The organism is Sphingomicrobium sediminis (genome assembly GCF_023805295.1).
GTDB lineage: Bacteria > Pseudomonadota > Alphaproteobacteria > Sphingomonadales > Sphingomonadaceae > Sphingomicrobium > Sphingomicrobium sediminis.
The window spans coordinates 835,410-860,659 of record NZ_JAMSHT010000001.1 but is presented as its reverse complement, the minus strand read 5'-3'; the positions used below and the strand labels follow the sequence as shown (position 1 = coordinate 860,659).

Below are 25,250 nucleotides of genomic sequence, written 5' to 3'. Positions count from 1 at the left end.
CCCGCCTGACGGGTTGCATCTGGCGCGCGCCTCGGACAAAGAGGCGCCATTGCGCGCGGGACCCCGTTCCGCGCGCCGTTAATGCAAAGCGGAACGAGCATGCCAACAGTCAAAGTCGACGGCGTTGAACTGGAAGTCCCGGACGGTGCCACCGTCCTGCAAGCCTGCGAGCTGGCAGGCAAGGAAATCCCCCGTTTCTGCTATCATGAGCGGCTGAGCATTGCCGGCAATTGCCGCATGTGTCTCGTCGAAGTGAAGCCGGGTCCGCCTAAGCCGCAGGCCAGCTGTGCGCTGCCGGCTGCCGAGGGCCAGGAAATTCGCACCGACACGCCGATGGTCAAGAAGGCGCGCGAAGGGGTGATGGAGTTTCTCCTCATCAACCACCCGCTGGATTGCCCGATCTGCGACCAGGGCGGCGAATGCGACCTGCAGGACGAGGCCATGGCCTATGGCCGCGGCTACACCCGTTTCGATGAAAACAAGCGTGCGGTCGAAGACAAGTATATGGGCCCCATCGTCAAGACGGCGATGACCCGTTGCATCCAGTGCACCCGCTGCGTGCGCTTTGCCGAAGAAGTGGCCGGCAAGGCCGAGCTTGGCATGTATTTCCGCGGCGAGGATAGCGAGATCACGACCTATCTCGAGAGCGCGCTGCAGTCCGAGCTTTCGGGTAACCTCCACGATCTCTGCCCCGTTGGCGCCCTGCTGTCGAAGCCCTACAGCTTCGAAGCGCGTCCATGGGAATTGAAAAAGGTGCCGGGCATCGACGTCATGGACGCGGTCGGTTCGAACATCCGCATGGATGTGCGCGGCCGCCAGGTCATGCGCATCCTGCCGCGCATCAACGATGACGTGAATGAGGAATGGATCTCGGACAAGGCGCGCCACCATGTCGATGCGCTGGTGCGCGGTCGCCTCGACCGTCCGTGGATTCGCGAAAATGGCAAGCTGCGCGCCGCCGATTGGGGCGAGGCGCTGCATCTCTTCGCCGGCAAGCTTTCAGAAGCGAAGACCAAGGTCGCGGCGATTTCCGGCGATCTTGTCGACGCCGAGACCATGTATGCCGCCCACGCACTTCTGAAGCAGCAGCGCGGCAAGCTGTTCGAAGGTCGTCAGACCGGCATGGACTATGACGTGTCGGATCTCGCCACGGTGCGTTTCTCGACCCCGATTGCGGAGATCGAGAATGCCGACGCCATTTTCCTGGCTGGCACGAACCTGCGCTGGGAAGCGCCGCTGGTGAACACGCGTGTCCGCAAGGCCTTCCGCCGCGGCGCCAAGATTTACGCCGTCGGGCCCGAAACCGATCTCGGCTACAAGGTCGAGTGGATGGGCGAGGACCTCAAGACGCTGACCAACCTGCCCAAGGCCGTGGTCGAGGTGTTCGAGAAGGCCGAACGCCCTGTCTTCATCACCGGTCCGGCCGTGCTGGCCGCTGGCGGGCAGGGCGATGCCCATGCCGCAGCGCACAGCCTCAATGTCATGCGTGATGGCTGGAAGGGCTATAACGTCCTCCACACTGCGGCGAGCCGGATGGCGGGGCTGATGCTCGGCTATGCGCAGCCGGGCGGCCTCAACGACATCATTGACGCCAAGCCCAAGCTGGTCCTCCTGCTGGGCGCCGACGAAGTTTCCGCCGATGCCTTCCCAAAAGCCTTCAAGGTCTATGTTGGCCATCATGGCGACAAGGGCGCAGCGCAGGCGGACCTCGTCCTTCCGGGCGCGGCGCCTGCGGAAAAGCACGGCACCTACGTCAATATCGAGGGCCGCGTGCAGCGCAGCGAGAAGGCCGTCTTCGCCCCGGGCGATGCCCGCGAGGACTGGTCGATCTTCCGCGCTGTGTCCGATATTCTCGGCAAGCCGTTGAAATTTGACAATTTTGGTCAGCTTCGCGCTGCGATGGTCAAGGACGTGCCGATGCTGGGCGTGGATGACGGGGTGATCGTTGACCTGCCCTTCAGCCCGACCAAGATCGAACCGAAGGGCGAGGGGGCAATCAGCTATCCGATCGCCGATTATTACCTCACCAACCCGATCTGCCGCCACAGCCCGACCATGCGCCGCTGCTCGGCCGAACTGGTCCATGGCGAAGACATTGCGGAGGCCGCGGAATGACCGCTTTCTTCCAGAATCTGGGCATGAGCGATGGCTGGGCGTGGTTTTTCGCGCACCTGTCGGGCATCCTGCTCATCGCTTTCCCGCTGATGTTCGCGGTGGCGATGGTCATCTACGCCGAGCGCAAGCTCTGGGCGGCGATGGCGCTGCGCAAGGGGCCTAACGTGGTCGGTCCGTTCGGGCTGCTGCAAAGCTTCGCCGACGGCATCAAGGTCTTCCTCAAGGAAACCATTATCCCATCGAGCGCAAACAAGGCGCTCTTCCTCATCGCGCCGATCATCACTTTCACGATCGCGCTGTTGGTCTGGGCGGTGGTGCCGTTCGATGTCGGCGTCGTGCTCGCCGATCTCAATATCGGCCTGCTCTACATTCTCGCGATCGGGTCGATCGGCGTCTACGGCGTGATCATTGCGGGCTGGGCGTCCAACTCCAAATATCCCTTCTTCTCCGCGCTTCGCGCCGCCGCGCAGATGGTGAGCTACGAGGTCAGCCTCGGCTTTGTCATCATCGGCGTCGTGCTGTGGGCCGGCACCTTCAACCTCACCGAGATCGTGCTGGCGCAGCAGGGTCTCGTGCTCGGCTTCCTGAACGGCTTCGGCTTCAGCCCGATCCTGTTCCCGATGGCGGTGGTCTTCCTCATCAGCTCGATGGCCGAGACGTTCCGTACGCCGTTCGACCTCGTTGAAGCGGAAAGCGAACTCGTCGCGGGTCACCAGACGGAATATAGCTCGATGAGCTTCGCGCTCTTCTGGCTCGGCGAATATGCCAACGTGCTTTTGATGTGCGCGCTGAATGCGCTGCTCTTCTGGGGCGGGTTCCTGCCGCCGATCGACTGGGCGCCGCTCTATGCGATCCCGGGCATCCTCTGGCTCTTCCTCAAGATCGGGATCTTCTTCTTCATTTTCGGGTGGGTGAAGGCGACCGTGCCGCGCTATCGCTACGACCAGCTGATGCGGCTCGGGTGGAAGATCTTCCTGCCGCTCTCGATTTTCTTCGTCGTTCTCGTCTCGGGCTGGCTCATGCTGACCCGCTATGAGGGAGGCATGCTGTGATCAGCGCGATCGCTTTGTCACTCGCGATGCAGCCAGCCATGGTAGGGCGGGCCAATCCTGGCGCGCCGCCTGTTCCGGGCGTCGACTTTCAATGCTCGATGGTGATCGACGGGCAGAGCGTTCGTGTCGAAGGTATCGCGCCGACATTCCCGGCCGAACATTCGCCCGATTTCGGCCTGCCGCTCGACGTGTCGACCTTGCAGGAATCGCCGCTCGCCGGCCGTCGCTACATGTGGCTTGTTTCGGCAAGCGAAACGCATCGGCGCTACAGCCTGCGCTTCCGTTTCGACGATGAGCCCACCATGCGGCTCGATTTCGTCCTCTTGCCCAATGCGCGCAGCGTCGGTGTCCTCACGCAGGCGACGCCGCATGATGCATCCTTGCCGGAGCGACTGGTAGCCAAGGCAAATTGCAAGTCCGATTGGACCTTTGCCCAAGAAGGTGACTCAGAATGATTGCGCGTGCGCTGAAAGCCTTTTCGCTGTGGGAATTTTTGGGGGCGCACCTGCTGACCCTCAAATATTTCTTCAAGCCCAAGGCGACCATCAACTATCCGTACGAGAAGACGCCGATGAGCCCGCGCTTTCGCGGTGAGCATGCGCTGCGTCGCTATCCAAACGGGGAAGAGCGCTGCATTGCGTGCAAGCTGTGCGAGGCAATCTGCCCGGCGCAGGCCATCACCATCGAGGCCGAACCGCGCGATGACGGCTCGCGCCGCACGACGCGCTACGACATCGACATGGTGAAGTGCATCTATTGCGGGCTGTGCCAGGAGGCCTGCCCGGTCGATGCCATCGTCGAAGGGCCCAACCTCGAATTTGCGACCGAAACGCGCGAGGAACTGCTCTACGACAAGGCCAAGCTTCTCGAGAATGGCGACAAGTGGGAACAGGCGATTGCCGCCAACCTTGCCGCCGATGCAGCCTATCGCTAACGCGCCGACGAAACGACCAGGACGATCATGATCGCAACCTTATCCTTCTACCTGTTCGCGACGCTCGCCATTCTCTCGGCGATCCTCGTCGTGTTCGCGCGCAACCCGGTGCACTCGGTGCTCTGGTTGATCGTGACCTTTTTCAATGCCGCGGGCCTGATGATCCTGCTGGGCGCGGAGTTCATCGCGATCCTCGTGATCCTCGTCTATGTGGGTGCGGTTGCGGTGCTGTTCCTGTTCATCGTCATGATGCTGGACATCGACTTTGCCGCGCTGCGCAGCGGGTTCACGCAGAATTTGCCCTTCGGCATCCTCATCGCGCTCGTTTTGCTGTCGGAAATGGCCATTGCTGTCATTGCCGGTCGCTCGGGCCCGGTCATCGCCGAGGCGCCGCCGGAAACCGGCCAGTCCAACATCGAAGCCTTTGGCGAGCTTCTGTACAGCCGCTTCCTCGTGCCGTTCGAACTGTCGGGCCTGATCCTGCTGGTCGCGCTGATCGGTGCGGTGGTGCTGACGCATCGCTCGCGCGGTGACCAGCGTCCGCAGAAGATCTCCAAGCAGGTCGCCCGCGATCCCAAGGAAGCGATCCAACTCAAGCAGCCGGAAAGCGGCAAGGGGGTCGAGCTGTGATCGGTCTCGGACATTATCTCGCCGTCGCCGCGGTACTTTTCACCATCGGCGTGCTGGGCATCTTCCTCAATCGCCGCAACATCATCCTCATGCTGATGGCCATCGAGCTCATCCTCCTGTCGGTGAACATCAACCTCGTCGCGTTCAGCGCCTATCTGGGCGACCTGACGGGCCAGGTGTTCGCGATGTTCGTGCTGACCGTGGCTGCCGCCGAGGCTGCCATCGGTCTGGCTATCCTCGTCATCTTCTTCCGTCGCCGCGGCTCGATCGCGGTCGATGATGTCAACCGGATGAAGGGCTAATGGACCTTTCGATCAAGCTCATCGTCTTCCTGCCTTTGCTGGCAGCGATCATCGCGGGCCTTGGCGGCCGCGCGATCGGCAAGGTGCCGCCCAAGATCGTCACCACCGGTGCATTGTTCATCGCCTGCGCGCTCTCGTGGCCGATCTTCATCGGCTTCCTTTCGGGCGCCAACACGGCAACCGTCGTGCCGGTGCTCGACTGGATCAATTCGGGCGACATGGAGATCGACTGGGCGCTGCGCGTCGACACGCTGACCGCGGTCATGCTGGTCGTCGTCACGACCGTTTCAAGCCTCGTCCACCTCTATAGCTGGGGCTATATGGAGGAGGATCCCTCGCAGCCCAGGTTCTTCGCTTATCTGTCGCTCTTCACCTTCGCGATGCTTATGCTCGTGACTGCCGACAGCCTGGTGCAGATGTTCTTCGGTTGGGAAGGGGTGGGCCTCGCTTCCTACCTCCTCATCGGTTTCTGGTATCACAAGCCCAGCGCCAACGCCGCCGCGATCAAGGCCTTCGTCGTCAACCGCGTCGGCGATTTCGGCTTCAGTCTCGGTATCTTCGCGGCCTTCCTGGTGTTCGGGACGGTCAGCATTCCCGCCATCCTCGACGCCGCGCCCACCGCGGTCGGCACCTCGATCGGCTTTGCCGGCATGAGCGTCGATACGCTGACGCTGATCTGCATCCTTCTTTTCATCGGGGCGATGGGCAAATCGGCGCAGCTTGGCCTTCACACCTGGCTGCCGGACGCAATGGAAGGCCCGACGCCCGTGTCGGCGCTGATCCATGCCGCGACCATGGTCACGGCGGGCGTCTTCATGGTCTGCCGCCTCTCGCCGCTCTTCGAAGCAGCGCCCGGCGCGATGGAATTGGTCACTTACGTCGGTGCCGCTACGGCCTTGTTCGCCGCGACGGTCGGCCTCGTCCAGACCGACATCAAGCGCGTCATCGCCTATTCGACCTGTTCGCAGCTCGGCTACATGTTCTTCGCCGCGGGCGTCGGCGCCTATGGCGCGGCGATGTTCCACCTGTTCACGCACGCATTTTTCAAGGCGCTGCTCTTCCTTGGTGCCGGCTCGGTCATCCACGCCATGCATCACGAGCAGGACATGCGTTACTATGGCAATCTCAGGAAAAAGATCCCCATCACCTTCTGGGCGATGATGCTCGGTACGCTCGCCATTACCGGCGTCGGCATTCCGGGCAGCTATTTCGGCTTTGCCGGCTTCTTCTCGAAGGATGCGATCATCGAGAGCGCTTATGCGGTCGGCACCGAGGCGGGCATGTTCGCCTTCTTCATCGGCCTCACCGCGGCGCTGATGACCAGCTTCTACAGCTGGCGCCTGATGTTCCTCACCTTCTGGGGCAAGCCGCGCTGGATCGAGAGCGAACATATCCAGCACAGCGTCCACAAGACGCCCGAGCAAGCTGGCGCAGACAAGACGGGCGGCTATCATCCGCATGAAAGCCCGTGGACGATGCTCGTCCCGCTGGGCGTCCTGTCGCTGGGCGCGGTGTTTGCCGGTTATGCCTTCTACTATCCCTTCTTCGGGACCGAGGAAGGTGCCGCATTTTGGGCGGGCAGCCTCGTGCATAACGAAGTGCTGGTCGAGGCGGCGCACAACGTGCCGTACCTGATCAAGCTATCGCCCGCGATCATGATGCTGACCGGCCTGTTCATTGCCTGGAACATGTATATCCGCAATCCGTCGCTGCCGGCCAAGCTGGTTGCCAATACGGGCGGGCTGTACAGCTTCCTCAAGAACAAATGGTATTTCGACGAGCTGTACGACATCCTGTTCGTGAAGCCGTCGCTCGCCATCGGTCGCTTCTTCTGGAAGCGTGGTGACGAACAGACGATCGACCGTTTCGGCCCGCATGGCGCGGCCAAGGTCGTCGACTGGGGCAATGGCCTCACGGCAAAGCTCCAGTCCGGATATCTCTATAGCTATGCGTTGGTCATGCTGCTCGGCCTCATCGCCGCGGCAAGCTGGGCCTTCTGGTGGGCGAACTAATGGACTTTCCCATTCTCTCGACGCTGATCGCGTTGCCCTTCGTTGCGGGCATCGTCGTCCTGTTCATGAGCGCCAACAGCGCGCGCTGGACGGCCCTGATCGCCACGCTCGTCACCTTCGCGCTGGGCGTGATGATGTGGCTCGGCTTCGAGCCGGGCGGCGAGCGCTGGCAATATGTCGAATATATCAGCCTCGGCGACAGCCCGCTGACGCCCGCATGGGCGCTCGGCATCGACGGCATTGCCATGCTGCTGATCATGCTCAGCGTCTTCCTGATGCCGATCTGTATCGGTGCCAGCTGGCGCGCGATCCAGCATCGTGTGCCCGAATATATGAGTGCCTTCCTGTTTATCGAAGCGCTGATGATCGGTGTGTTCGCTGCGCAGGACCTCATCCTCTTCTATATCTTCTTCGAAGGCGGCCTCATCCCGATGTATCTGGTCATCGGCATCTGGGGCGGCGCCGATAAGATCAAGGCAGCCTACAAATTCTTCCTCTACACGCTGGCCGGCTCGATCCTGATGCTGATCGCGATGATCTACATGATCCAGACGGCGGGAACGACCTACATCCCCTACCTGATGGAAGCGGATTTCGCGCCGAACGTGCAGTGGTGGTTGTGGCTCGCTTTCTTTGCCAGCTTTGCGGTGAAGATGCCGATGTGGCCGGTCCACACCTGGCTTCCAGACGCGCACGTTCAGGCCCCGACGGCCGGTTCGGTCATCCTGGCCGGTGTGCTCCTGAAGATGGGCGGCTACGGTTTCATCCGCTTCAGCCTGCCCATGTTCCCTGACGCCAGCGCCGACTTCGTGCCGCTCGTCTTCATCCTGTCGGGTGTCGCGGTGGTCTACACCAGCCTCGTCGCGCTAGTGCAGAAGGACATGAAGAAGCTCATCGCTTATTCGTCCGTCGCGCACATGGCGTTCGTGACCTTCGGCCTGTTCGCGATGAACCGTCAGGGCATCGAAGGCGCGATGATCGTCATGCTCAGCCACGGCCTCGTTTCGGGCGCGCTCTTCCTGTGCGTCGGCGTCATCTACGACCGCATGCATACCCGCGAGATTGCCAAATATGGGGGGCTGGCGAATAACATGCCGGCCTACGCCCTGTTTTTCCTCTTCTTCACCATGGCCTCGATCGGCCTACCGGGGACCAGCGGCTTCGTTGGCGAATTCCTGGCGCTAGTCGGCACCTATGAAATGTCGACCTGGGGTGCGGTTGTCGCGACCACGGGCATCATCCTGGGCGCCGGCTACATGCTCTTCCTCTACTGGCGCATCTGCTACGGCGAAGCGCGCACGGCCGAGGCCGCCGCATTGAAGGACATGGTCAGCCGCGAATGGCTGCTGCTCGCCCCGATCGCTGCCGTCGTCCTGTGGATGGGCGTCTATCCGGAAAGCTTCATGAAGCCGATGCGCGCCGATGTAGGCTATCTTGTCGAGCGGCTCGCGCCCTCCACGCCCGCCTTTGACGCGCCCCTAAGCGAAGCAGCTGGGGAGGCTGCGCAATGACCTATAATTTCGCAGCCATCCTGCCCGAACTCATTCTCATCTTCGGTGAGCCGGTTCTGATGCTGACCGCCTCGACGATGGGCGCGCGTGCCACCAAGATCACGACCTGGGGCACGGTCGCATTGCTTATCGCTGCGACGATCGCCGCGCTTGTCGGCACCGAGCCGTCGAGTGCCGGCCCGCTGTTCGGCGGTCTTCTCTCGGCCGATCCCTTCGCCGTCTATGGCAAGGTGCTGATCTTCATCTCGGCTATCGTCGCAATCATCGCGGCGGACCGCTGGTTCGGGGGCGACGAGGAGCATGGCCCCGAATATCCGGTGCTGATCTTGCTCGCTACGGTCGGCATGGCGGTGATGGTCTCGTCGACCAACCTCATCACCCTCTATGTGGGCCTCGAATTGAACAGCCTCGCGGCCTACATCCTCGCTTCTTATCGCCGCACCGATGCGCGGTCGGCCGAGGCGGGCCTCAAATATTTCGTCCTTGGCGCGCTTGCGTCGGGCATCCTGCTCTACGGCATCTCGTTGCTCTACGGCTTCACCGGCACGACCAGCTATGTCGGGATCGCCAACGTCTTCGCGGGCACCGAGGATCTTGGCCTCGGCATCCTGTTCGGCCTCGTCTTCACGCTGGCCGGCCTTGCCTTCAAGATCAGCGCCGTACCGTTCCACATGTGGACGCCCGACGTCTATGAAGGCGCGCCGACGCCAGTGACGACCTTCTTTGCCTCGGCCCCGAAGGTTGCCGCGGTCCTGCTGACCGCACGCGTCTGCCTCGAGGCGATGGGACCGGCGATCGATGCGTGGCAGCAGATCATCATGTTCGTCGCGCTGGCGAGCATCTATCTGGGCGCCATTGCCGCCTACGGGCAAACCAACATCAAGCGCCTGCTGGCCTATTCCTCGATCAACAATATCGGCTTCGTGCTGGTCGGCCTCGCCGCCGGCGGGGAGCAGGGCGCGAGCTCGGTGCTCTTCTACATGGCGATCTACACGGTGATGACGCTGGGTGCGTTTCTCGTCGTGCTCAATCTTCAGGACGAGAACAACCAGCCCATCGAAGCGATCGCCGACCTCAAGGGGCTGTCGCAATCGCGTCCGGGCATGGCGGCTGCTTTGAGCATTTTCATGTTCAGCCTTGCGGGCATTCCGCCCCTCTTCGGCTTCTGGCCCAAGCTTCTTGTGTTCACCGCTGCAGTCGATGCAGGTTTGCTGGTATTCGCAGTGCTAGCGGCCCTTGGTGCTGTCGTCGGCGCTTTCTATTACATCAAGATCGTCAAGGTGATGTACTTCGATGAGCGCGAGAAAGAGCTGCACTATGCCTGTGGCTGGCTTGAAGGTGCGTTTATCGCCATCTTCGCGCTGATCGTCTCGCCGCTCGGCTACGTCCTGATCGGGCCGCTTGGCGACATTGCGACGCAGGCTGCCGGGGCTGTCCTCTGAGCCGCATTCGCGTCGTCGAACTGACCGGGTCCACCAATTCGGACCTTGCCGGTGACATTCACGCGGTCGAGGGCGATTGGCTCGTTGCCAAACGCCAGGATGCCGGACGCGGTCGTCAGGGCCGTGATTGGGAGGGGCTGGACGGCAATTTCTTCGGATCGACGCTCGTCCAGCTGAAGGATGGCGATCCGCCTGCTGCGACCTTGTCGCTGGTCGCAGGGCTGGCGCTGATCGATGCGGTTGAACTGGCCGCGCCGCAGGCCGACCTCATGCTCAAATGGCCCAATGACTTGCTGCTGGGCGGGGCCAAGCTGGCAGGCATCCTGCTCGAGCGGTCGGGGGGCAAGGTTGTCGCGGGCTTCGGCGTCAATCTCGCGGCGGCCCCCGAGATCGAAGGCCGCGAGATCGCGTCGTTGAAAGATGACGTCGTCATTGCCCCCGAAGCGTTCGCGCCGTTGCTTGCCGGGGCGTTTTCGCGCCTCTTGTCGGCATGGCGTTCGAGCGAGCCGTCGGCGATCATCATGGCCTGGATGCAGCGTGGCCACCCGGTCGGCACCGATCTGTCGGTTCACGATGGGGACGGCGTGGTCAAACAGGGACGTTTTGCCGGGCTGACCGAGGACGGCGCGCTCCGCTTGGATACGGGCGAGACCATGCTGGAAATCCGCGCCGGAGACGTCACGCTCGCCACGGCAAGCCGCGGGGAGTAGGATAGGACAATGCTGCTAGCTGTCGACGTTGGAAATACGAATCTTGTCTTCGCGCTTGTCGAAGATGGCAAGGTGCGGTCGCGCTGGCGCATCGCGACCGATCCGCGGCGTACGGCCGACGAATATGCGGTCTGGCTCAAGCAATTGCTGGAGATTGAAGGGCTCAGCCTCGAAGATATTGACGACATGATCGCCGCGACCGTCGTGCCGCGCGCGCTCTACAATCTGCAGCAGTTGGCCGGCCGCTATTGCAAGTGCGAGTTGATCATTGGCGGGCAGGGCAAGGCGGCATGGCCGCTCCAGCTCGACGTCGAGGAGCCTCAAAATCTTGGTGCCGACCGCGCGCTCAATGCCATCGCCGCGCATGCCGCCTATGAAGGCGACCTCATCATCATCGATTTCGGGACCGCGACAACCTTCGACGTGGTCGATTATTCGGGCGCCTATAAGGGAGGTGTTATCGCCCCCGGCGTCAATCTCAGCCTCGATGCCTTGGTTGGCAATACCGCGCAGCTCCCGCGCATCGCGATCGAACGCCCAGATGATGACAGCGTCATCGGAACGACCACGCAGGGCCAGATGCTGATCGGAATCTATTGGGGCTATGTCTCGATGATCGAGGGGCTGATCGAGCGCACGCGCGCTGAGATCGGGCGCCCGGCCAAGGTGATCGCCACCGGTGGGCTTGCCGCCTTGTTCGACGATGTCGACGGCCTGTTCGACCATGTCGATTTCGAACTGACGCTGCGCGGCCTCATCCAGCTCTACGACCAGGCGAAAGCATCATGAGCCCGCAAGAAGAATTGCTGTTCCTGGCCCTTGGCGGCTCGGGCGAGATCGGCATGAACGTCAATCTCTATGGCTGCCGCGGCAAGTGGCTGATGGTCGATCTCGGCCTCACCTTTGCCGATCCCTATTATCCCGGCGTCGACCTCATCCTTCCCGACCTCGAATTTATCGAGGAGCGGCAGGAGGAGCTTGTCGGCATCGTCCTGACACATGGGCATGAGGATCATATCGGGGCGATTCCCTACCTTGCCGACGAGTTGAAGGTCCCGCTCTACGCGACGCCATTCACCGCCGGTCTCATCAACGAGAAGCTCGAGGCCGAAGGGCTGCAGGGGCAGGTCAAGATCAACGTCATCGAGCGCGACGGCTCGGTCGAACTCGACCCCTTCAATGTCCGCTATGTCGCGCTGTCGCACTCGATTCCCGAGGGCAATGGCGTGCTCATCGAGACACCCTATGGCAATGTCTTTCACACGGGCGACTGGAAGATCGACGAGACTCCCGTGCTCGGTACGCCCACGGGCGACGAAGCCATGGCCGCGATCGGCGATGAAGGCGTGCTCGCTCTGGTATGCGATTCGACCAATGTCTTCGACGACAAAGCTAGCGGAAGCGAGCAGGGCGTCTTCGAAGGGCTGAGCAAGGCCGTCGGTGCCGCCAAAGGGCGCGTTTTGGTCACGACCTTTGCGTCCAACGCGGCGCGGCTCGAAACATTGGGGCGGATCGCCAAGGAAACCGGCCGCGAGGTTTGCGTCGCGGGGCGTAGCCTCGACCGCATCATCCGAGTCGCGCAATCGACTGGCTACCTGCTCGATTTCCCGACACCGGTGCGCTTCGACGAGGCCATGCGCCTGCCCAAGGACAAGATCCTCATCATTGCCACGGGCGGGCAGGGTGAGCCGCGCGCTGCGCTGGCGCGTATCGCGTCAGGCAATCATGAGCTGAAGCTGTCGGCGGGCGATACTGTCATCTTCTCGTCCAAGCAGATTCCCGGCAACGAAATCTCGATCGGGCGGGTGATGAACGGCCTGTCCGATCTCGAAGTGAATATCGTCACAGAGAAGCAGGCACATGTGCATGTGTCGGGTCATCCGGGTCGCCCGGAGCTTAAGCAGATGTACGAGTGGATCCGCCCGCATATCCTCGTCCCCGTCCATGGCGAGAATCGCCATATGCGCGAGCAAGCCAAGCTGGGCCGCGAAAGCGGGATCCCACACGCCGTCTTCCAGGTGAATGGCGAAGTGCTGAAGCTTGCACCGGGCAAGCCCGAAAAGGTCGATCATGTCCGTACCGGACGGCTCGTCCTCGATGGCGACGTTATCCTGCCGGCCGATGGCGAGACGATGAACAAGCGTCGCAAGCTTGGCTATAATGGCGTGATCGCGGTTGCGCTCGCGCTCGACATTGACGGCAATCTCGCGGGTACGCCCGCCGTGAGCCCGCTGGGGGTTCCGGTCGAAGCGGATGCCGAGGATTTCGTGGCCGACCTAGCCGATGCTGCAGAGAAGGCTTTCGACCCCAAGGCGGAGATCGGGCAGGCGCGCGAAAAGGTCCGCCTCGCGGTCCGCCGCTGTGCCTTCGCCTGGACCGGCAAGAAGCCGATCGTCGAAGTGCTGGTAGCCGGAGACTAGGCCATGCAATTCGGATCGATGGTCGCCATCTACTTCCTGTTCTTCGTCGCGATCGCCTTCATCATGCTACCCTTCGGCGTGAAGACGGGCGAGGAAGTTGGCGAGGAATTGGTCCCCGGCCAGGCCGAGAGCGCGCCGCACAAATTCTCGCTAGGCAGGCACCTCTTACGCGCCGCGATCTTCGCGCTGCCGGTCACTGCACTCTACGTCGCCAACTTCATCTATGGTTGGGTCGGGATCGAGTGGCTCGATTTCTATAACTAAGTCAGGCGCCTAGCGGGCGGCCTTGCGATCGATTACCTGCGCCAGTGCGGCGTAGAGCTTGCCCATGTCGCTCGACATTAGCGTGACCCCCATCATCGCCCCATCGCGTTCGGCCATGACCCGGCGCAGCATCGCTTCGAAGTCATGCACGAAGCGGTTGGTCGCGGTGCGAAACTCACCATCTTCGTCATAGACGCTGCCCAATTCGCGGGCCTCGCTGGTCGACAGGAGGCGCACGGCCTTGCGTGTGAAAACGCCGCGCTCGCCCTTGAGATAGGCCTGCCAGCTCTTTTCGTCGACTTCGTTGGAAAGAACCTTTTCGACGTCGATGGCCGCCGAATTCATCGATTCCATGAGAAGGGCGGCCTGGCTGGCGAAGCGCTCGCTCTCCGTCTCGCGATTGGTCTCGTTGATCTCTTCCATATGCGCTTCGAGCGCAGAGGCGGTCTGACCGATCGAGAGCATTTGTGCCGAAAGTCGATCGCTGGCGCCGCGCGCAGCCTCGATGGCACGCGTCGAGACGGCGTCCAGTTCCTGGAGCTGGGCCAGGATCGCTTCCTCCACCGCTTTCTGGACCGCCTCGCGACTTTCCTTGCCAAGCCTGGCGGCGCCTTCGGGAATGGCTTCGGCGATCGCGGCACGGGCATTTTCGGCGGCACGCTGGCCCGCCTCGCGCACCTGCATCATGGCGTCGACCAGTTGCGGTGCGGTTTCCACCGTCAGGCTCTTGGCATCGTCCTGGAGGATCGAGATGCTCTGCTGGAGCTCGGCAAGGCGCTTTTCGGCATCGCCGACGCCGCCTTCGAGGCCTTCCATGAGCGTCGCCAGCGTCTCGCGGCTTGATTCGATACGGCTCGCCGTGCCTTCCACTTTTTCGCCCGCCTCGACGGCTTGGTCGCGCACGGTCGTGATGACCGGGCCGATACGATCGCTGGCGCTGGTCAGGCGGTCGAGCGCGTCCTGCGCGCCGCCAATGTCACCGGCAAGCTGCTGGTTGAGGAAGTGCGACAGGCCGGTCAGCGTTTCGCGAATGCCCTGCGTCCGGGTCGAGAGCGCTTCGACCATATTGTCCTGCGCGCTGCTCTCGGCATTGGTCGCCGCAATCTGGTCGCGCACGACTTGCAGGCTTGCGGCGATTGTCTGGGCTCGGCTGTCGCCATCCTCGGCGAGTTTGCCGAAGCGTTCTTCAAGGACGCCAATGCCGCTGTCGATATCGGCGATCATGACGCGGGCGCGCTCGTCATGCTCACTGATCCGCTCGCCAAGCTTGGTGAGGGCGCCATCGGCCTCGGTGATGCGCGCCGACAATTGTGCCGCGGCGCCGGAGCCGGTCTGGTCGATGCCGGACTGGGCGCGATTGATCAGCGCGTCGATGGCTTGGCTCTGAGTCGAGATACCGTTGCGGATTTCTTCCAAGGAGGCCGCAGTGCGCGCCAGCAGGCTGTCGACGAGGTCGCCGGTGGTGCGATTGGCCTGGTCGATCTTGCCAAGCGCCTTTTCGCCAGCGGCGTCGAGCGCGGTCAGTTGCTGGTTGAGGCCTTCGCCGGCCTCGCGCATCCGCGTTTCGCTCTCATTGGCGCGGGCGCCGAGGCTGGCAATGGCGGATTCGAGCTTTTGTGTATCTTCAACGACGCTGCTGCTGGCGCCCTGGAGCGAAGCACTGAGGCTGCCGAGCTTCTCTTCGGCCTCAGGCATCGCTTCGAGCAAAGCCGCCATGTCTGCGCGCGCCGACGAGGCGGTGGCATCGAGGCTAGAGCCGTGATGGGCGAGCCTCTCGGCGCCGGATTCGAGATCGACACCGATTGCGCGCAGCCGTTCGGCGGCCTGGTCGGCGCGACCTTCAAGCTCGCCCGCCAACTCGCCAAGGCGACTGCGATTCTGGCCGAGATTGTCGCTCATCATGAAGAGGCGATGGGTGAGGGCGTCGGCCTCGGCGCGCATCAGCGCGACCTGGTGGGTGAAGGCTTCGGCTTCCTTGCGGCGGGTGCGCCCGAACATCATCCAGACCAGCGCGAACAGGGCGAGAGGCGCGCAGGCGACCGCGACCCAGATGGCAATGTCGGGGCTCAGGAGCGAAGTCGAAGACAGGGCGCGGCCAGCGGACCAGCCAGCATAGCCGAGCCAAGCGAGGCTGAGGATGGAGAGCAAAGCGGCGAGCACCTTGCGTCCGCCGGGCGAAGCCGGGACGTCTTCGGTAGGCTCATAGACCCATTCCTGAGAATCGGACGCGGCTTCTTCGTAAACAGGCTCCGGCTCCGGTTCGTAGGCCGGTTCGGGCTCAGGTTCCGCTTCGGGCGTTTCGTCGAACGACATGTCGTCGTCCGTGCTGGCCTCTTCGACCTCTACCGGCGTCTCGTCATTCTCGACCTGCATGTCGGATTCGAGTTCGAACGGCGCCTCCTCGGCGGCTTCCTCGCTTTCGCTACTGCCGCGCAGATTGGGGGCGAGCGGATGGTCGTCCTCGGCGCTCGCCGTACGCTTGATGACCGGCTGCTTGCCGCCGATGATGACGGGCTTCTTCTTGGGCGCGTCGCCGTCGCCGTCATTACCGTCACCACTGCCGCCGCCGCGACCGCCAAGATTTCCGCGCAAAGGATGTCCACTCATGCGGGGCAAGCTACAATCCTAGCCGCGCGCATGAAAGCGCAAAGATTTCTTTGTGGGGGCCGATTCGTGGTCTGGCGAGGGAAGGGGATGCGCGGCAAAAGAGATGTGGAGAGCAAGCAAAGGGGACGAGGGCATGGCGCTTGGCGCGCTGATCGGGGCGAATGGCGAGGGAGCGGATGGTCGGCATGCCTTGGTGCCGCTAGGCGGTCGCCCACTCATCGACATGCAGGTACGCCTCCTTGCAGCCCAGGGCGCGATGCCGATCGTCATCTATCCCGAAGTCCCCGACCCGGATCTCGAACGGGTCGTTGCGAACCTGCGGGGCGAGGGATTTCCGGTCGTTCTCGCCGATGACGGCGCCGAGGCAGCGGCACGCTTCTCGAGCGAGGACCGGATCCTGCTTGTGGGCGACGGCATCGTGCCAGAGCCCGACCAGCTTTCCGATCTCGCTGCGCGCGATGCATCGACCATTCTCTACATTCCCGATGATGGGAAGCATGACGACTTCGAGCGGATCGACCTGGAACGGCGCTGGGCGGGGCTGGCGTTGGCCGATGGCGGCACGCTCGGCGCGACCGCGGCGATGGTCGGCGATTGGGACCTCGTCTCCACCTTGCTGCGCCGTCTCGTGCAGGCAAAGGCCGACATGGTCGCGCTCGACGAAATCGGTGGCCAGACGCCGCTCCGGGTTGAGACGGCTGCGGATACGGCGCCTCATGCCGAGCGCCTGCGGGTCGCGGCGCGGTCGGAGCGCAGGGATTGGCTGAGCCGGTTCGTGCTGGCGCCGCTCGAGGACATGCTGGTGGAGCAGGCGGCAGGCTGGAAATTCCCGCCCCGCGGATGGCATCTGGTCGGCCTGACGGCGATCTTTGCTGGTGCTGCGACCTTGGCAGCGGGATGGCACTATTGGGCAGCAGTCGCGCTCATCCTCGCCTTGCTGCCCGATCTGGTCGGGCGGCAGGTCGCACGGCGCTGGCTTCGCGGACAGGAGCCCATCTTCCATCGTCTGCGGCAGATTGCCTGCCTGATCCTCGCGATCAGTGCAGGTTGGTATCTGTGGCCGACCTGGGGGTGGCCGATTGCGATGCTGGGCGCAGCGTTGGTGATTTTTGCCCGTTCACTACGGATCGAGCGAGTGCGCCGGCCGGTCGGTGAGCGATGGGGCTTATGGCTGTTTCATTGGCGACCCGCTCTGGCAATCGTCGCAATTGCGGCCATTGTCGGCCAGCTTTTTGCCGCTTTTGCGGGATTGGCGCTTTATGCGGCGCTGTCCTTCATCCTCGTCCACTGGCGATCCGGTTGACGGGGCGTTAACCCTCTTCGCGCTATGGTGACGACCATGAATGGAGAGATCCAGGTCGAAGCCGTCACCCTTCCGGTGTGCGGCGCGGTGGATGCCGACGGTCGCTTGGTTGCGGCCGACGATGCGCTATATGCGCTTCAGGCGGCAGCCGGACGCGCCCTTGGAGACCCGCTTGCCATCCCGCAACTGGCCGCCGTGACGCGCGAGGCATTGAAGCGCCAGACGGGCCTGCGCCGTTCCATCATCGCGGCAAGCGAAGAACAGGATTTCGAGCTGCGCGTCCATGTCGCGCCCGACAATGGCGGTGTGGCGATCCAGATCGAACAATGGACGGCGCGGCCGCGTGGGCTGGCCCGCTTCACCGGCGCCGAAGAACCGACCGCAAATGTCTTCAAGGTCGATCATCGCGCTCGCCTGGTCGACGTGCCGCCGGCCGTTGCGCAGCGTTTCGGGGTCGACCTCGATATATTGCCGCGCCCGCTCACCGACCTGGTGACGATGCTACCAAACAAGGACGGCACGATCCCGTTTCTCGACGCTATCGCGCGAGGGGAGGCCTTTTCGCGCCAACGTGGTGTCGTGCGCTCGGCCGACTTTCGTTTCGCCTTCTCGGGCGAGCCGGAACTGGATGATGAGGGCGAGCTCAAGGGCTTCGTCATGACGATCCTGAACAGCGATGCGCCGGCAGAGGCAAAACCGGAATCGCTGAACGATACGCTACGATCGCCGCTAAACCGGATTATCGAGGCGGCCGACCAGATCGTCGATCGCTCCGACGGGCCGCTGCGCTCCGACTATGCCAATTATGCCGGCGATATCGCCACGGCAGGGCGCCACCTGCTGTCGGTCATCCGCTCGATGAGCCAGAAAGTGCAGCCCGACAAAGGCATCGTCGATCTCGTCAGCCTGGCCAAGGAAGCGACCTCGATGGCGGGCGGCGATGCGCTGCGCGCCGGGGTCGATTTCGAGCTGGACGAAGACGAGCCGACCAAGTCGGCCGTGGGCGAAGCGCGCGCCATCTTGCAGGTGCTCGTCAACATCCTCGGCAACGCCATCCGCCACAGTCCCGATGGCGGGACCGTCGCGATCGTCTTCGACGAGGATGCGCAATGGGCTTTTGTCACCATCGCTGACCAAGGACCGGGCATTGCCCGCGCCGACCAGAACAAGATTTTCGAGCGTTACGAGCGCCTTGGCGAGACAAGCAGCGACAATGCCGGGCTGGGCCTGGCCATTTCGCGCCGGCTCGCCCGCTCGATGGGCGGCGACATCCTGCTGGAAAGCGCGGCCGGCGAAGGCGCGCGCTTTACCCTGAAATTGCCGAAAGCCTAGCGGTCTTCGAGCGGGACGTAGTCACGCTGCGTCGCGCCGACATAGAGCTGGCGCGGACGACCGATCTTCTGCTCGGGATCCGAGATCATCTCGTTCCACTGCGCGACCCAACCGGTGGTGCGGGCAAGTGCGAAGAGGGCGGTGAACATCTCGGTCGGGAAGCCGATCGCCGAGAGGATGATGCCCGAATAGAAATCGACGTTCGGGTACAGCTTCTTCTCGATGAAATAGTCGTCGTTGAGCGCGATATGCTCGAGCTCGCGGGCGACATCGAGGACCGGATCGGAAATGTTCAGTTCCTTGAGCACTTCCTCGGCGGTCTGCTGCATGACCTTCGCGCGCGGATCGTAATTCTTGTAGACGCGGTGACCGAAGCCCATCAGGCGGAACGGGTCGTTCTTGTCCTTGGCGCGGTCGACATACTGCTTGACGTTCTTGCTCTCGCCAATCTCGCGCAGCATGTTCAGCGCAGCCTCGTTGGCGCCGCCATGGGCGGGGCCCCACAGGCAGGCGATGCCCGATGCGATACAGGCGAACGGGTTGGCGCCCGACGAGCCAGCAAGACGCACGGTCGAGGTCGAAGCATTCTGCTCGTGATCGGCGTGCAGGATGAAGATGCGACGCATCGCATTTTCGATGATCGGATTGACCTCATATTCCTCGGCCGGGACCGAGAAGGTCATGTTGAGGAAGTTGCCGGTATAGCTGAGGTCGTTGCGCGGATAGACGAACGGCTGACCAACCGAATATTTGTAGGCCATGGCAGCAATCGTCGGCATCTTGGCGATCAGGCGGTGCGAAGCGATCAGGCGCTGCTGCGGATCGGTGATGTCGGTCGAATCGTGGTAGAAGGCGCTCAATGCGCCGACCACGCCGGTCATGACCGCCATCGGGTGCGCGTCGCGGCGGAACCCGCGGAAGAACTGCGCCAGCTGCTCATGCACCATCGTGTGATAGGTGATGTTGTGGCGGAACTCTTCGAACTCGTCCTGCTTGGGCAGATCGCCGTGGAGGAGGAGATAGGCGACTTCGAGGAAGCGCGCTTTCTCGGCCAGCTGGTCGATCGGATAGCCGCGGTGCAGCAGGATGCCTTCGCCGCCATCGATATAGGTGATCGCGCTCTGGCAGCTGGCCGTCGAGGTGAAGCCGGGATCGTAGGTGAACATGCCGGTCTGGCCGTACATTTTGCGGATGTCGACGACCTCGGGGCCGACCGAACCGGGGAGGACCGAAAATTCGGTTTCCTGGCCATTGGCATTCAGGGTTGCGGTCTTGTCGTTCATCAATTCGGCTCCGTCATCTGATCGGCAATGCGTGCGAGGCTTTCTTCGCGACCCAACAGGACGAGGACGTCGAAGATGCCCGGGGATGTGTTGCTGCCCGTTAGCGCAGCGCGCAGCGGTTGCGCGAGCTTCCCTAGCTTCAAATCATGCTGCTCTGCAACCTCGCGAATAGCCGTATCCAGCACTTCGATTTCCCAACGGTCGAGCGCCGACAAGGCTGCATGCGCGGTGGCGAGAAGTTTGCGGGCATCGTCATCGAGCAAGGAGGCGGCTTTTTCCTCCATTTCGAGGGGGCGCGTCTTGAACAGGAAGGTCGCGCCGGCGGCCAGTTCGTGCAGGTCACGGGCGCGCGCCTTCAGTTCGGGCATGGCCTTGACGAGCAGTGCCTTGTCATCCTCCGACGTCGCACCGGCTTCGGCTGCAGTCAGGTCGGCGAGACGGCTGTCGTCGGCTTCGCGGATATAATGGCCGTTGAGGTTCAGGAGCTTCTTGGTGTCGAAGCGCGACGGGCTCTTGCCGATGCCTTCGGCACTGAAAATCTCGACGGCGCGTTCGCGGCTGATGATTTCCTCGTCGCCATGGCCCCAGCCAAGGCGGAGGAGGTAGTTGAAAACGGCTTCGGGGAGCAGGCCCATCTCGTCGCGATAGGCGTCGACACCCAAGGCGCCATGGCGCTTGGACAGCTTGGCACCGTCGGCACCGTGGATCAGCGGGACGTGACCATATTTGGGTTCGGGCCAGCCCATTGCCTTGACGAGCGGCAGCTGGCGGAAGGCGTTGTTGAGATGGTCGTCGCCGCGCAGGATGTGGGTGACGCCCATGTCATGATCGTCGACCACGACGGCGAGCATGTAGGTTGGCGTTCCGTCCGAGCGCAGCAGGATGAAGTCGTCAATCTCCTCATTCTTCACCGCGATCCGGCCCTGGACCATATCCTCGATGACAGTCTCGCCCACATTGGGCGTTTTGAGGCGGACGACGAAAGGCTGGCCTTCCTGGTCGGGGCCGGGTTGGCAGTCGCGCCATTCGCTGTTGAGACGGAAGGGTTTCTTCGTGGCCTGTGCGGCCTCGCGGCGTTCCTTCAGCTCTTCGGGGGTGAGATAGCATTTGTAGGCCGCGCCCTTGTCGAGCAACGCCTGCGCGACCTCGGCGTGACGCTCCGCGCGCTGCGACTGGAAAACCGGTTCCTCGTCGCCCAACAGGCCGAGCCAGTCGAGCCCGTCGTGGATCGCGTCGATCGCTTCAGGGGTCGAACGCTTCTTGTCGGTATCCTCGATGCGGACGAGATATTTGCCGCCATTCGCCTTGGCGAACAGATAGTTGAACAGGGCCGTGCGGGCCCCGCCAATGTGCAGGTAGCCCGTCGGGCTCGGGGCAAATCGGGTGACGACTTGGGTTTCGCTTGCGCTCACGCGGCTTTTCCTCTTGGGTTGGGACCATGGATGGCTGGGGTCGCCCTATCAGAGTGGGCACCCTGTCGCTACCGGGTCGGCTCGGCGGCCTCGTATCGGCGCTGGGGCGCGTACGCAAGAGCCTGGAAGCGTTGCTCGAAGCCGAGCGGACGCAGCTTCCCCTATGGGTGGTCGTCGCCTTCGGGTGCGGAATAGCCGCATGGTTCGCTTTGCCGGACGCTCGCGCCTGGGTCGGCGTGATGACGATGGGCTTCGGATTGACTGCGGCGGGGAGCGCGGCGGGCGGCCGTATCGGTAATCTTTCGATGGGGATCGGCCTTGCCTTGGCGCTTGGTTGCGGGTGGATCTGGCTGCGTAGCGAGACGGTCGCGCACGAGCGGATCGAGCGGGTCACGATCGAGACATTCGACGCCGAGGTGACGAAGGTCGAGCCATTGGTGGCGCGCGGCAAATGGCGGCTGACGCTGACGCCTGATCAAGGGGCGTCGCTCCCCGACAAATTGCGCGTGTCGCTTAGGGAAGCGCAATATGATCCGAAAATGGGCGAGGGTGCGCGGTTGCGGGTTCGGGCGCGGCTCGTGCCGCCGCCCGCACGGGCGCTTCCGGGTGGATATGATTTTGCGCGCGATGCCTGGTTCCGCCGCATCGGTGGCGTCGGCACGGCATTGGGCAATGTCGAGATATTGGAGCCTGCGGGCGCCGGCGGTCTGTCGAAGGTGCGCGCTTCGCTCGGGGCGCATGTCCGCGAGCGATTGCCGGGGACAGGCGACGGGATCGTCACCGCGCTCGCCACGGGCGACAAGAATGCGGTGTCGGATGAGGATGCGGAGGCGATGCGGCGGTCCGGGCTCGCGCATTTGCTTGCCGTGTCCGGCCTGCATATCGCTGCGGTCGTCGGCGGGACAATGGTGCTGGCGCTCAAGTTGCTGGCATTGTCGCCCAAACTCGCCTTGCGGACAAATTTGGTTATCGTGTCGGCAGCTGTCGGGGCGTTGGCTGGGGTCGGCTATACATTGCTCACGGGCATGCAGGTGCCGACCGTGCGGGCCTGTATCGCTGCGTTGCTGGTCTTGCTTGGTTTGGCGCTGGGGCGTGATGCATTGAGCCTGAGACTGGTCGCAGTCGGCGCGGCGATCATCATGTTGGTGCGGCCCGAAGCGCTGGCGGGCGCGAGCTTCCAGCTGAGTTTTGCCGCCGTGACGGCGATCATCGCGCTTCATGCCCATCCTGCAATTCGCAAGCTGATCGGGCCCCGCGAGGAAAGCTGGCTCAGGCGCTTGGGACGCGGGTTCCTTGCGCTATTGCTGACGGGCTTGGCGGTCGAGCTGGCGCTGATCCCGTTCGCGCTGTTTCATTTTCACAAAGCGGGACTCTACGGCGTTGCCGCCAATCTCATCGCTATTCCGCTCACCACCTTCGTCATCATGCCGGCCATGGGGCTTGCAATCCTGTTCGATTTTGTCGGGCTCGGCGCGCCTTTCTGGTGGATCGTCGGCATCACCGTCGACGGCCTGCTTGCGCTGGCCCACGGCGTTGCGAATGCGAAGGGCGCGGTGGCGATGGTGCCAACCATGCCCGGTTGGGCTTTTGCGGCCTGCGTGTTCGGCATGCTGTGGCTCTGCCTGTGGCGCCATCCCATGCGCTACGCAGGGCTAATCGGCATCGTTTTGGGGCTCGGCGCCGCTGCAATCGCGCCCCGGCCCGACATTCTCGTCACTGGTGACGGTCGCTATCTTGCGATCATTGACGAGGACGGCACGCCCTTCCTGCTGCGGGCGCGTGCAGGGGACTTCATCCGCGATGTCCTGAGCGAGAGTGCGGGGTTCGATGGCGAGGCTGGGCCACTCGATACGTCCCGTTTCGCCCGGTGCAATCGCGACGCCTGCCTGGCGATCATCGAACGCGATGGGCGGCAATGGCGATTGCTCGCCACGAGATCGCGCGATCTCATAGCTTGGGTGCCATTGGTCGAGGCCTGCGCCCAGGCTGACATCGTGGTGTCGGAACGCTGGCTTCCGGACGGGTGCCAACCGCGCTGGCTCAAACTCGACCGACGCAAATTGGAGGAGACAGGCGGTGTCTCGATCAGGCTCGGCGAACGACCGGACGTGGTCACTGTGGCCGAAGAGGTCGCGCAGTATCCTTGGGATTTTGCGCCTCGCTAGGCGCTATTCCTCGACCGGATCGGGCTCATAGACGGCGAAGCGGTTGCCAGAAGGGTCGCTGGCCTCGAAGCGGCGCCCGCCCGGAAAGGCGAAGATTGGCCGTTCAAGCCGTCCGCCCGCATTGATGACCTGCTGCAGCATGGCCTCGATGTCGTCGGTGCGTATGGCGGGGAGGGGCTTCGCCGGTTTCTCGGCATCGCTGGTGATCCCCACATCGGTGTCGCCGGTGACAGTCGCCATATAGGTCCCGCCAAAATCGGTCATCTCCCATCCGAACGCTTCTTCGTAGAAAGCGCGGGTTGCACCAATGTCATCGGCAGGCAGTTCGACATAGTCGAAGCGGGCAGTGGCCATTTTCTCTTCCTTGTCGGCGTCCTGAACAGGCGCAGCTTCTCCTACCCCGCAAGCGGTCAATCCGCTGGCGAGGGCGATAGCGAAAATCGATCGCATCAGTAGCGCCGGATGATACCGGCGAGTCGGCCCTGCACGCGGACGCGGCCTTCCTCGTAACGCTGCGCTGAATAGGACGCATTGGCCGGGTCGAGGCGGACCATCGACCCTTCGCGGCGATAGGTCTTGAGCGTCGCTTCTTCCTCGTCGACCAGGGCGACGATGATTTCGCCGTCGCGTGCGCTGTCGACGCGGCGGATCAGCGCGAAGTCGCCGTCGAGAATGCCTTCCTCGACCATCGAATCGCCCGACACTTCGAGTGCATAATGCTCGCCCGGTCCGAGCAGGGTGGCGGGCACCGCGAAGCCTTCGCTGCCCTGCAGCGCCTCGATCGGTGTACCGGCAGCGATCCGGCCATGGAGCGGGATTTCGACGACATCGTTGGCGGGGGCGGGCACGACCTCGACCTCGCGCGCCACATTGTCGTTGGTGGGTGCATCGGCAATGCCTTCGGGCAGCTTGAGCACTTCCAGCGCACGTGCCCGGTTGGGCAGGCGCCGAATGAATTCGCGTTCCTCCAGCGCGCCGATCAGGCGGTGGACGCCCGACTTGGACTTGAGATCGAGCGCCGCGCGCATCTCGTCGAAACTGGGGCTGATCCCCGTTTCACTCAGGCGCTGGTGGATGAAAACCAGCAGTTCATGTTGTTTCGGCGTGAGCATGATGTCCCCTCGTATCTGCAAGTCGCCCAAAAGAACGAACGAGGAACATCTAAAGAACTTAGCGAGTGCGTGTCAAGCCGTTTGCGCGGCGCAACGATCGACGAAGGCGGCAATGAGGTCGAGGCCGTGGCTGCTGGCGATGCTCTCGGGGTGGAACTGGATACCGTGGGCAGGGGCGTCGGCGTGACGCATAGCCATGACGAGACCATTCTCGGCCCAGGCATTGGCGATGAGCGGCGGTTTGGGCTCGGGAACGGCAATGCTGTGATAGCGCGTGGCATCGAGCGGCGAGGGCAGGCCCGAGAACAGGCCGGTGCCGTCATGGCGCACCTTGGCGACCTTGCCGTGGACGGGGGCGACATGCGCAGTCTCGCTGCCGCAGGCGAGCGCGAGCGCCTGATGACCGAGGCATATCCCAAGGAACGGGATGCGCCTCGCTATGGCCTCGCGCGCGAGGTCGACACTAATGCCCGCATCCTCGGGACGCCCGGGGCCGGGCGAGACCATGATGGCCTCACGCTCAAGCTCGAGCGCCTCGTCGAGGCCGATCTCGTCCGAGCGCGCGACGGTGACGTCGGCGCCGGCGCGGCGGCAATAGTCGACGAGGGTGAAGGTAAAGCTGTCCTGATTGTCGAGGGCCAGGA

At 63.2% G+C, this 25,250-nt stretch carries 22 protein-coding genes; 16 read left to right on the top strand and 6 right to left on the bottom strand.

Features of this window, described 5'->3' with window-relative positions:
* The first annotated feature begins 99 nt into the window (after positions 1-99).
* Genes nuoG through NDO55_RS04175 form a run of 13 tightly spaced genes read left to right on the top strand, consistent with a single transcriptional unit; the run spans position 100 to position 13,392 of the window.
* A complete protein-coding gene (gene nuoG / locus NDO55_RS04235) occupies positions 100-2,115 on the top strand; it encodes an NADH-quinone oxidoreductase subunit NuoG (protein WP_252112731.1) in 2,016 nt (671 codons plus the stop codon).
* Positions 2,112-3,167, top strand: coding sequence for an NADH-quinone oxidoreductase subunit NuoH (gene nuoH / locus NDO55_RS04230; RefSeq protein ID WP_252112729.1), 1,056 nt, complete (start codon positions 2,112-2,114; stop codon positions 3,165-3,167). The genes nuoG and nuoH overlap by 4 nt, the downstream gene beginning before the upstream one ends.
* The gene (locus NDO55_RS04225; RefSeq protein WP_252112727.1) at positions 3,164-3,622 is read left to right on the top strand and encodes a hypothetical protein; all 459 of its coding nucleotides are present in this window, start codon (positions 3,164-3,166) and stop codon (positions 3,620-3,622) included. Before nuoH ends, NDO55_RS04225 begins: the two co-directional genes overlap by 4 nt.
* Positions 3,619-4,101 (top strand): NADH-quinone oxidoreductase subunit NuoI, encoded by a 483-nt coding sequence (gene nuoI / locus NDO55_RS04220; RefSeq protein WP_252112725.1) that lies wholly within the window; start codon positions 3,619-3,621, stop codon positions 4,099-4,101. Before NDO55_RS04225 ends, nuoI begins: the two co-directional genes overlap by 4 nt.
* A gap of 27 nt (positions 4,102-4,128) precedes the next feature.
* Positions 4,129-4,731, top strand: a complete 603-nt coding sequence (locus tag NDO55_RS04215; RefSeq protein WP_252112723.1) for an NADH-quinone oxidoreductase subunit J — start codon at positions 4,129-4,131, stop codon at positions 4,729-4,731.
* The gene (nuoK, locus tag NDO55_RS04210) at positions 4,728-5,033 is read left to right on the top strand and encodes an NADH-quinone oxidoreductase subunit NuoK (protein ID WP_244382939.1); all 306 of its coding nucleotides are present in this window, start codon (positions 4,728-4,730) and stop codon (positions 5,031-5,033) included. The genes NDO55_RS04215 and nuoK overlap by 4 nt, the downstream gene beginning before the upstream one ends.
* Entirely contained in the window at positions 5,033-7,045 is a 2,013-nt protein-coding gene (gene nuoL, locus NDO55_RS04205) for an NADH-quinone oxidoreductase subunit L (protein ID WP_252112721.1), read from the top strand. Before nuoK ends, nuoL begins: the two co-directional genes overlap by 1 nt.
* Positions 7,045-8,556 carry an NADH-quinone oxidoreductase subunit M gene (locus NDO55_RS04200; protein ID WP_252112719.1) on the top strand — a complete coding sequence of 504 codons (1,512 nt, stop codon included), beginning with the start codon at positions 7,045-7,047 and terminating at the stop codon, positions 8,554-8,556. The genes nuoL and NDO55_RS04200 overlap by 1 nt, the downstream gene beginning before the upstream one ends.
* Positions 8,553-9,998 (top strand): NADH-quinone oxidoreductase subunit NuoN, encoded by a 1,446-nt coding sequence (nuoN, locus tag NDO55_RS04195; protein ID WP_252112717.1) that lies wholly within the window; start codon positions 8,553-8,555, stop codon positions 9,996-9,998. Before NDO55_RS04200 ends, nuoN begins: the two co-directional genes overlap by 4 nt.
* The gene (locus tag NDO55_RS04190; RefSeq protein ID WP_279639140.1) at positions 9,995-10,708 is read left to right on the top strand and encodes a biotin--[acetyl-CoA-carboxylase] ligase; all 714 of its coding nucleotides are present in this window, start codon (positions 9,995-9,997) and stop codon (positions 10,706-10,708) included. Before nuoN ends, NDO55_RS04190 begins: the two co-directional genes overlap by 4 nt.
* A gap of 9 nt (positions 10,709-10,717) precedes the next feature.
* The gene (locus tag NDO55_RS04185) at positions 10,718-11,497 is read left to right on the top strand and encodes a type III pantothenate kinase (RefSeq protein WP_252112715.1); all 780 of its coding nucleotides are present in this window, start codon (positions 10,718-10,720) and stop codon (positions 11,495-11,497) included.
* Positions 11,494-13,128, top strand: a complete 1,635-nt coding sequence (locus NDO55_RS04180) for a ribonuclease J (protein WP_252112713.1) — start codon at positions 11,494-11,496, stop codon at positions 13,126-13,128. The genes NDO55_RS04185 and NDO55_RS04180 overlap by 4 nt, the downstream gene beginning before the upstream one ends.
* A gap of 3 nt (positions 13,129-13,131) precedes the next feature.
* Complete coding sequence (locus tag NDO55_RS04175; protein WP_252112711.1) at positions 13,132-13,392, top strand: DUF1467 family protein; 261 nt, start codon at positions 13,132-13,134, stop codon at positions 13,390-13,392.
* Positions 13,393-13,401: 9 nt separating this feature from the next.
* Here NDO55_RS04175 and NDO55_RS04170 read toward each other — a convergent pair whose 3' ends face one another.
* Entirely contained in the window at positions 13,402-15,999 is a 2,598-nt protein-coding gene (locus tag NDO55_RS04170; protein WP_252112709.1) for a coiled-coil domain-containing protein, read from the bottom strand.
* A 133-nt stretch (positions 16,000-16,132) separates the two neighbouring features.
* Between NDO55_RS04170 and NDO55_RS04165 the strand changes: the two genes are divergently transcribed.
* Both NDO55_RS04165 and NDO55_RS04160 read left to right on the top strand, forming a co-directional pair.
* Positions 16,133-17,302, top strand: a complete 1,170-nt coding sequence (locus tag NDO55_RS04165; RefSeq protein ID WP_252112707.1) for a hypothetical protein — start codon at positions 16,133-16,135, stop codon at positions 17,300-17,302.
* A 24-nt stretch (positions 17,303-17,326) separates the two neighbouring features.
* Positions 17,327-18,634: a sensor histidine kinase gene (locus NDO55_RS04160; protein ID WP_252112705.1), complete on the top strand. Its 1,308-nt coding sequence runs from the start codon at positions 17,327-17,329 to the stop codon at positions 18,632-18,634.
* On the opposite strand, the gene NDO55_RS04155 is transcribed toward NDO55_RS04160, so the two are convergent.
* Both NDO55_RS04155 and gltX read right to left on the bottom strand, forming a co-directional pair.
* Positions 18,631-19,917 (bottom strand): citrate synthase, encoded by a 1,287-nt coding sequence (locus NDO55_RS04155; RefSeq protein ID WP_252112703.1) that lies wholly within the window; start codon positions 19,915-19,917, stop codon positions 18,631-18,633. The genes NDO55_RS04160 and NDO55_RS04155 overlap by 4 nt on opposite strands.
* Positions 19,917-21,329 carry a glutamate--tRNA ligase gene (gltX, locus tag NDO55_RS04150; protein WP_252112701.1) on the bottom strand — a complete coding sequence of 471 codons (1,413 nt, stop codon included), beginning with the start codon at positions 21,327-21,329 and terminating at the stop codon, positions 19,917-19,919. Before gltX ends, NDO55_RS04155 begins: the two co-directional genes overlap by 1 nt.
* A gap of 26 nt (positions 21,330-21,355) precedes the next feature.
* Here gltX and NDO55_RS04145 point away from each other — a divergent pair, with 26 nt between their 5' ends.
* Complete coding sequence (locus tag NDO55_RS04145) at positions 21,356-23,494, top strand: ComEC/Rec2 family competence protein (RefSeq protein WP_252112699.1); 2,139 nt, start codon at positions 21,356-21,358, stop codon at positions 23,492-23,494.
* A gap of 3 nt (positions 23,495-23,497) precedes the next feature.
* Here the strand turns inward: NDO55_RS04145 and NDO55_RS04140 are convergent, their stop codons facing one another.
* The 3 genes from NDO55_RS04140 to NDO55_RS04130 form a co-directional block, all read right to left on the bottom strand.
* Positions 23,498-23,848 (bottom strand): VOC family protein, encoded by a 351-nt coding sequence (locus NDO55_RS04140; protein ID WP_252112697.1) that lies wholly within the window; start codon positions 23,846-23,848, stop codon positions 23,498-23,500.
* 95 nt (positions 23,849-23,943) lie between these two features.
* Positions 23,944-24,606, bottom strand: coding sequence for a transcriptional repressor LexA (gene lexA / locus NDO55_RS04135; RefSeq protein ID WP_252112695.1), 663 nt, complete (start codon positions 24,604-24,606; stop codon positions 23,944-23,946).
* Positions 24,607-24,678: 72 nt separating this feature from the next.
* Entirely contained in the window at positions 24,679-25,248 is a 570-nt protein-coding gene (locus NDO55_RS04130) for an anthranilate synthase component II (protein ID WP_252115527.1), read from the bottom strand.
* Positions 25,249-25,250: the final 2 nt, after the last annotated feature.